Raw genomic sequence first — 7,696 nt, forward strand, 5'->3', positions numbered from 1 at the left:
CAGCTGGTGGTGTTGGTGCTGGCGGGGGCGCGGTCAGGCCGTGCAGCTGGTGACGGGGGGGCGGTCAGGCCGTGCGGTGGATGCCTTCGGGGTGGACGGCGTGGGCGAACGGCAGGCCCCGCGCGTAGCGGGCGAGTTCGTCGGCCGCGGCGGCGGCCATCCGGTGCAGCTCGCCGCCGAGCGAGCCGGCCACGTGCGGGGTGAGCAGGACGTTCGGCAGCTCGTACAGCGGTGAGTCGGCGGGCAGGACCTCGGGGACGGTGACGTCGAGGACGGCGTCCAGGCGGCCGGCGACGAGTTCGTCGGTGAGCGCCTGCTGGTCGACCAGCGAGCCGCGGGAGGTGTTGACCAGGGTGGCGCCGTCGCGCATCAGGGCGAGCCGGCGGCGGTCCACCAGGTGGTGGGTCTCGGGCAGTTCGGGGGCGTGCACGGTGACCACGTCGGAGGAGGCGCACAGGTCGTCCAGGCCGACGGCCCGGGCGCCGAGCGCGGCGGCCTCGGCGGCCTCCACGTACGGGTCGTACAGCAGCAGGTCGAGGTCGTGCGGGCCGAGCAGTTCGAGCACCCGGCGCCCGATCCGGGAGGCGCCGACGACGCCGACCGTGCGCCGGTAGTTCCCGGCGGCGGCGTAGGCGCCCTGCCAGTCGTGCGGGGCGCGCCGGTGCCGGTAGTCCTCGCGGATCGCCAGCAGCCGCTTGTTGGCGAGCAGCACGGCGGCGACGGTGTACTCGGCGACGGGCAGCGCGTTGGCCCAGGCCGCCGAGGTCACCTGGAGGCCGCGCCGCCAGCAGGCGTCGGTGACGTGGTGCTTGACCGAGCCGGCGGCGTGGATGACGGCGCGCAGCCGGGGCGCGGCGGCCAGTACGGCCTCGTCCAGCGGCGGGCAGCCCCAGCCGCTGATGATGACCTCGGTGCGGGCCAGCGCGGCGGCGGCCTCGGGGGTGGCGAAGTCGTCCACGACCAGGTCGGGGTCGAGGTCGGCGAGGTCGGTGAGCCGCTGGACGGCGTGCCGGTCGAGCAGCCGGGCGGGCAGGGCGCGGTCCATCGCGAGCAGGGCGCGGGGCCGGCGGGCCGGGGCGGCGGGGGAGCGGATGTCGGCTGTGGTGGTGGTCATTTGACGCTTCCTGCGGTCAGGCCGGCCCGCCAGTGGCGTTGCAGGCCGACGAAGGCCGCCACCAGCGGGAGGACGGCGAGCAGCGAGCCGCTGACGACGAGGGGGTAGTACTCGGGGAAGGCGTGGGTCTGGGCGTTCCAGCTGAACAGGCCGAGGCTGACCGGGAAGAGCCGGTTGTCCGAGAGCATCACCAGGGGGAGGAAGAAGTTGTTCCAGATCGCGGTGAACTGGAAGAGGAACACCGTGACGAAGCCGGGCGTCATCATCCGCAGGCCGATCGACCAGAAGGTGCGCAGTTCGCCCGCGCCGTCCATCCGGGCCGCCTCCAGCACCTCCCCGGGGACGTAGCCCGCGCAGAACACCCGGGCGAGGTAGACGCCGAAGGGGTTGACCAGGGAGGGCACGAAGACCGCCCAGAAGGTGTTGACCACGCCGAGGTCCGAGGCGAGCAGGTACATCGGCAGGGCCAGCGTGGTGGTGGGCACCAGCACGCCGAGCAGCACCAGGCCGAACAGCTTCTCCTTGCCGGGGAAGGCGTGGACGTGGAACGCGTACCCGGCGCAGACGCAGACCAGGGCGCAGGCCAGTGCGCCGAGCCCGGCGTACAGCAGGGAGTTGAGGTACCAGCGGAAGTAGATGCCGTCCCCGGTGGTGGCCAGCGCGTGCAGGTTCTCGCCGAGGTGCCAGGTGGCGGGGGAGAGGGCGCGCCCGCCGAGCAGGTCGCCGGTGTTCTTGGCGGCGGCCGTCACCAGCCACAGCAGCGGCAGCAGGGTGTAGGCGGTGGCGAGGACGAGGGCGCCGTTGACGGCGGCCTTGGAGAGGCTCCACGGCCGGCGGGGCGGGTGGCTGCGGGCGGCGGAGCGCTGCCGGGGGCGGCGTCCGGGGGCGAGCGTGGTCATCCGGTGGCCTCCGTCCGGCGGTCCGGGCGCGGGCGGGTGGCCCGGGTGACGAGGAAGGACAGCGCGGCGGCGGCGAGCGCGAGCAGCACCGAGGCGGCGGCGGCCAGGCCGTAGTCGCCCCGGTCGAAGGCGGCGGTGTAGGCGTACATGCTGGGCGTCCAGGTGGAGACGACGCCGGGGGAGGCGCCGTGCAGGATCATCGGTTCGGTGAAGAGCTGGAGCGAGCCGATCAGGGTGAACAGGCCGACCAGCACGATCGAGGCGCGGATGAGCGGGATCTTGACGCTGACGGCGGTCCGCAGCGGTCCGGCGCCGTCGACGACGGCCGCTTCGAGGACTTCGCGCGGGACGGCCTGGAGTGCGGCGTAGAAGATGACCATGTTGTAGCCGGTCCACTCCCAGAGTGCGATGTTGACCACGGCGGGCAGTGGCGCGCCGAACGGGTCGGGGTGGGCGCCGCCGGCGTTCAGCAGGTCGATGACCGGGCTGATGCCGGGCGTGTACAGGTAGACCCAGATCAGCGCGGCGATGATGCCGGGCACCGCGTGCGGCAGGAACAGCGCCAGCTGGAAGAAGCGGCGGGCGCGGGCCAGCGCCGAGTCCAGCAGCAGCGCGAGGAGCAGCGCCAGCCCCGTCATCAGCGGGATGTAGAGCAGGCAGTACTGCGCGGTGGTCCAGAAGCCCGAGCGGAACGCCTGGTCGCCGAGCGCCCGGGCGTAGTTGCCGAGGCCGGTGAAGACCGTCTCGCCGCCGCCGAAGCCGAGCCCGGACCGGTGCTCGGTGTACAGGCTGAGGTGGACGGCGTAGCCGATCGGGACGAGCGTGCAGGCGGTGAACAGGAGCACGAACGGGGCGAGCAGGACGGCCGGCGCCCCGTACCGCCCGCGCCGGCGGGCGCGGGCGGCGACGGCGGGCCCGGGCCCGGTGCGGGGCGGCTGGGCGGTCACTGCTTGACCTTGAGGCCGCGGTTCTTCAGCTCGGCCAGGGTGGACTGCTGTGCGGCGTCGAGGGCCCCCTGGACGGTGCCGCCCTGGGTGAGCTTGCCGAACGCGTCCTTGAGCGCGTTGTTGGTCGCGTTCATCGTCGGGCCCCACTGCCAGTTCGGCTTGATCGACTTCGCGGCGTCCGTGTAGAGCGCGTACACGTCCTGGCCGCCGTAGAAGTCGGCCTTGAAGGCCTCCTCGGCCACCGGGACGAGCGCGGGCGCGGCCGGGAAGGCGGAGGAGGTGCCGGAGGCGATCCGGGCCTTGATGCCCTCCGGCGTGGTGGTCGCCCAGGTGGCGAACTCGACGGCGGCCTTGGCCTTCTTGCTGTTCTTGGAGACGGCGAAGGTGGTGCCGCCGACCATGCCGCTGGCCGGGGCGCCGTCCCAGCTGGGCACCGGGGCGACGGCCCACGTGCCGGCCGCGTCGGGCAGGGTGCCCTTCAGCACCCCGCCGCCCCAGGAGGCGCCGAGGTAGCCGGCGGTCTCGCCCTTCTGCAGCGAGGCCGTCCACGGCTGGCTGAACGAGGGCTGGACGCGGACCAGGTCCTCGGCGATCAACTGCTGCCAGTAGTCCGCGGTCTGCTTGGTCCCGGCGCCGTTGAGGTCGACGCTCCAGGCGTCGTCGCGGCCGGTGAACCAGTGGGCGCCGGCCTGCCAGGCCATCGCCTCGAAGGTGGCCGGGTCGTCGGGGAAGAAGGTGGCGATCCGGGTGTCCGGCTGGGCCTGCTTCAGTTTCTGCGCGGCGGTGCGGAATTCGTCCCAGGTCTTCGGCGGGGTGAGGCCGGCCCGGTCGAAGAGGTCCTTGCGGTAGTAGAAGGCCTGCGGCGAGGCGTCCAGCGGCAGCGCCCAGGTGCGGCCGCCGAGGGTGGTCAGGTCCATGGTCTGCGGCAGGTACTTCGCCTTGAGCTCGCCGGGGACGAGCCCGGAGATGTCCTGGACGGCGCCCTGGCTGACGAAGTCCGGCAGTTGGGCGTACTCGACGTTGAACACGTCGGGGGCGTTGCCGGCCTTCACCGCGTTGGAGATCTTGGCGTACCCGCCGGCCGTGCCGGACGGTATCTCCTCGTAGACCACGTTCACGTCGGGGTGGGAGGCGTTGAAGGCGGCGACGACCTCCTTCGTGCCCTTGGACCAGGCCCAGAAGGTCAGCGTGACCGGCTTGCCGTCGTCGGCCTTCGGGGCGCCGCCGCCGCTGCCGGCGCAGGCGGCGAGGAGGACGGTGGACAGCAGGCCGCCGGCGGCGGCGCGGAGGAGTCTGCGCCGGGGGTGGGGGAGGGGGAGCGGGAGTGAGGGCATGCACGACTCCGGGAGAGGGGGGCGCGGCCGGGGGGTCAGTGGGGCTGCCGGTGGCCGCGACCGGGCGGGCAAGTGGTCGCCATCCTGGGCGGGCGATCGATCGAAGTCAAGAGATCGGGATCAAATGATCTGTTGCGATCAAAAGCCTTGACGAACGATCAACCGCTTTCTAGATTCCCCGCACGGGGCACGACTCCCGAGCCCCGGGCCATGGAGGACACCGCCGTGCTGCTGCCCCCGGAAGACCACGCCCTCAGCCCCCGCACCGGCTGGACCAGAGCCCACTGGGAGGCCGCCGCCGACGGGCTGCTCGACGCCGTCCTCCCCTGGGCCGGCCCCGGACACGCGCTGATCGACCTCCCCGGCCCCCGGCCGAGCTGGTCCGGCCGCCGCTCCGACGCCCTCGAAGGCTTCGCCCGCACCTTCCTCCTCGCCGCCCTTCGGATCGCCGGCGCCGGCGGCGCCGACCCGCACGGCCTGCTCGACCGCTACGCCGCCGGACTCGACGCCGGCACCCGCCACCCCACCACCGCACGCGACCTCACCGACGACGACCCGGCGTCCTGGCCCGTCGTCACCGACCGCGGCCAGGCCATGGTCGAGGCCGCCGCCATCGCGTTCGCCCTGCGGCTGACCCGCCCCTGGCTCTGGGACCGCCTCCCCGCCGACGTCCGGACCAGAACCGCCCGGTGGCTCGCCGAGACCCTCCACCGCACACCCAACGACAACAACTGGTGGCTCTTCCCGCTCGCCGTCGGCGGCTTCCTCGCCGAGGCCGGCGTCGAGGAGGACGCCGCCCGCGCCGCCGTCCGGCGCGGCCTGGAACGCATCGATCGCTTCTACCTCGGCGACGGCTGGTACACCGACGGCCGCCCCCGCGCCTTCGACCACTACAACGGCTGGGCCCTGCACCTCTACCCCGTGCTGCACGCCCACCTCGCCGACGACCGCGCCCTGCTCGCCGAGTACGGCCCCCGGCTCGCCGCCCACCTCGCCGACTACGCCCACCTGTTCGGCGGCGACGGCGCGCCGGTGCACCAGGGCCGCTCGCTGATCTACCGGTTCGCCGCCGCCGCCCCGCTCTGGGCCGGCACCCTCACCGGCCACACCCCGCTCACCCCCGGCACCACCCGCCGACTCGCCTCCGGCGCCCTGCGCCACTTCCTCGACCGCGGCGCCACCGGCCCCGACGGCCTGCTCACCCTCGGCTGGTACGGCCCCCACCCCCCGCTCGTCCAGCCCTACTCCGGCTCCGCCTCGCCCTACTGGGCGGCCTCCGGCTTCCTCGGCCTGCTGCTGCCCGCCGACCACCCCGCCTGGACCGACCGCGAGGAGCCCGCGCCCGCCGAAAGCCGCGACACCGTCCGGGCGCTGCCCGGCCCCGGCTGGCTGGTCCAGTCCACCGCCGCCGACGGCCTGGTCCGCCTCCACAACCACGGCAGCGACGACCAGCCCGCCGACCGCGTCCACCCCGACGACCCGCACTACGCGCGGCTCGCCCACTCCACCGCCACCGGCCCCGTCCACACCGGCCCGGCCGACAACCACCTCGCCCTACTGGTCGACGGCGAACCCACCGAACGCGGCCCCATCACCCCACTCGCCACCGGCGACGGCTGGGCGGCCTCCACCCACCGCCCCCGGGCCGCCGGACAGCCCCTGCCCGGTGTCACCGTCACCTCGCTGACCCTCGCCCACGGCGCCGACGAGGTCCGCGCCCACCTGGTCGTCGGCGCCCCGCCCGGCACCCCGTTGCGCGAGGGCGGCTGGGCCGTCGCCGGAGACCACCTGCCGCCCGCCCGGCCCGTCGCTGGCACTGCCGCCGCCGCCACCGCCCACACGCTGGACGGCCGGCTGCTGACCAGTGAACTGCGCGCCCTGCACGGCTACACCGCCGCCCGCACCAGCCCCGTCCCGGACGGCACGGCCTTCGGAGCGGCCGCCGCCCTGCCGGTCCTGACCGGCGCCACCGGCGGGGCCGCCCACCTGCTGGTGTGCGCCGCCCGCCTCACCACCGCTCACCTCACCGCAGCCCGTCTCACCGCCACCGCGGACGAACTCCCGACGCTCGACGGCCTGGCGGCGGACGTGGCGGCCGCCCCCGACGGGGCCTACCGGCTGCGGGTGCGGTGGCCCGACGGCGCCGTCCACGAGGCGGAGCTGTCGCCGGGAGCGGCCTTCGCCCGCCGGCTTCCGCCCGGCGCCCGGACCTGAGGAGCACCCGTGCCACTCGCCCTCTCCACCCTCGGCCTGCCCGACCTGCCGCTCGCCGCCGCCGCGCGCCTCGCCGCCGACCACGGCTGGCACGGGCTGGAACTGCGCTGCGCCCCGGGCCAGCCGGTCCACCCCGGACTGACCGCCGACGAGCGGCGCGCCGCCACGCGCGCACTGGCGTCCACCGGGACGGTTCCGCTCGCGCTGGCCTCCTACGTCGGCATCGCCGCCCCGGGCGCGGACGCCCCGCTGCTCGCGGACCTCGGCGGACACCTGGAACTCGCCGCCGACCTGGGCTGCCCGGCCGTCCGGGTCTTCCCGCACGGCGGCGCCGCGCCCGGCCCGGCGGCGGCCGACGAGCGGGCTGACGAACGCGCCGCCCGGCGGCTGGCCGCCGTCGCCGGCCGCGCGGCCGCGCTCGGCGTCCGGGTCCTGGTCGAGACGCACGACTCGCACCCGACCGGTCGCGACCTCGCCCGGCTGCTCGCCCCCGTCGTCCACCCGGCCGTCGGCGCCCTGTGGGACCTCCAGCACACCGTCCTCGGCGGGGAGCCGCCGCAGGCCACCCACCGGGCGCTGGTCGGCCGGCTGGGCCACGTCCAGGTCAAGGACGTCGCCTCGGCCGCCGACCGCACGCCGCTGCCGCTCGGCGCCGGCACCCTGCCGATCGCCGCCTGCCTCGCCCTGCTGCCGGCCGACGCCTGGGTCTGCTGGGAGTACGAGGCGCCGTGGTACCCCGAGGCCGCCCCGCTGGCTCCGCTGCTCGGCGCGGCCGCCGCCTGGCTGGCGGGACTGCGGCGGTAGGTCCTGTCCGGTCGATCTCGCCGGGCCCGCGACGCTGGGCATCCCGCCTGGCTGCACGCCCGAATCGCCCAAGTACGGCCAGTGTGAGGGCTCCCCGGCCCGGCGCATGGGCGGGCCGGGGAGCGAAGGTGGCAGCTGGACGGGCTCCCCGGCCGGGGGCTGGGGGTTCAGCCGCCGCAGGAGGTGCGGATGCGCAGGGCCGGGAGCAGGGAGATCCGGTGCACCGGCAGGTCGGGCCCGGCGGTGAGGCGGCGCAGCAGGAGGCCGACGGCGGTCTCGCCGACCGCGCGGGTCGGCGGGGCGACGGGGGGCAGCCGCGGGGGCCGCCGCGGGCGGGACCCGGGCGGGGGAGCGGGCAAGGCGAGTGGGGCGGGCCCCCCGGGG

At 75.6% G+C, this 7,696-nt stretch carries 6 protein-coding genes and 1 pseudogene; 2 read left to right on the forward strand and 5 right to left on the reverse strand.

The features are described 5' to 3' along the window. Window positions 1-64 precede the first annotated feature (64 nt). The 4 genes from ACFV61_RS11265 to ACFV61_RS11280 are packed head-to-tail and all read right to left on the reverse strand — an operon-like array spanning window position 65 to window position 4,294. Window positions 65-1,114, reverse strand: coding sequence for a hydroxyacid dehydrogenase (locus ACFV61_RS11265; RefSeq protein WP_079136126.1), 1,050 nt, complete (start codon window positions 1,112-1,114; stop codon window positions 65-67). Further along, window positions 1,111-2,013 (reverse strand): carbohydrate ABC transporter permease, encoded by a 903-nt coding sequence (locus ACFV61_RS11270; RefSeq protein WP_380339439.1) that lies wholly within the window; start codon window positions 2,011-2,013, stop codon window positions 1,111-1,113. Before ACFV61_RS11270 ends, ACFV61_RS11265 begins: the two co-directional genes overlap by 4 nt. Beyond that, entirely contained in the window at window positions 2,010-2,960 is a 951-nt protein-coding gene (locus ACFV61_RS11275) for a carbohydrate ABC transporter permease (protein ID WP_063350583.1), read from the reverse strand. Before ACFV61_RS11275 ends, ACFV61_RS11270 begins: the two co-directional genes overlap by 4 nt. Beyond that, a complete protein-coding gene (locus tag ACFV61_RS11280; RefSeq protein ID WP_380491269.1) occupies window positions 2,957-4,294 on the reverse strand; it encodes an ABC transporter substrate-binding protein in 1,338 nt (445 codons plus the stop codon). The genes ACFV61_RS11275 and ACFV61_RS11280 overlap by 4 nt, the downstream gene beginning before the upstream one ends. A 210-nt stretch (window positions 4,295-4,504) precedes the next feature. On the opposite strand from ACFV61_RS11280, the gene ACFV61_RS11285 reads away from it, so the two are divergent. Both ACFV61_RS11285 and ACFV61_RS11290 read left to right on the forward strand, forming a co-directional pair. Next, the gene (locus ACFV61_RS11285) at window positions 4,505-6,508 is read left to right on the forward strand and encodes a DUF2264 domain-containing protein (protein ID WP_380491271.1); all 2,004 of its coding nucleotides are present in this window, start codon (window positions 4,505-4,507) and stop codon (window positions 6,506-6,508) included. Between the two features lie 9 nt (window positions 6,509-6,517). Then, on the forward strand, window positions 6,518-7,312 hold the full coding sequence (locus ACFV61_RS11290; protein ID WP_380491272.1) for a sugar phosphate isomerase/epimerase family protein: 795 nt from the start codon (window positions 6,518-6,520) through the stop codon (window positions 7,310-7,312). 167 nt (window positions 7,313-7,479) lie between these two features. Here ACFV61_RS11290 and ACFV61_RS11295 read toward each other — a convergent pair. Beyond that, window positions 7,480-7,696, reverse strand: a pseudogene (locus ACFV61_RS11295) (LacI family transcriptional regulator); the annotation flags it as partial.

Origin of the sequence: Kitasatospora sp. NPDC059817, assembly GCF_042731835.1 — a bacterium.
GTDB lineage: Bacteria > Actinomycetota > Actinomycetes > Streptomycetales > Streptomycetaceae > Kitasatospora.

Coding starts and splice junctions, on each gene's coding strand:
- ACFV61_RS11265 (WP_079136126.1), bottom strand. CDS start 1,114: ATGACCACCACCACAGCCGACATCCGCTCCCCCGCCGCCCCGGCCCGC.
- ACFV61_RS11270 (WP_380339439.1), bottom strand. CDS start 2,013: ATGACCACGCTCGCCCCCGGACGCCGCCCCCGGCAGCGCTCCGCCGCC.
- ACFV61_RS11280 (WP_380491269.1), bottom strand. CDS start 4,294: ATGCCCTCACTCCCGCTCCCCCTCCCCCACCCCCGGCGCAGACTCCTC.
- ACFV61_RS11285 (WP_380491271.1), top strand. CDS start 4,505: ATGGAGGACACCGCCGTGCTGCTGCCCCCGGAAGACCACGCCCTCAGC.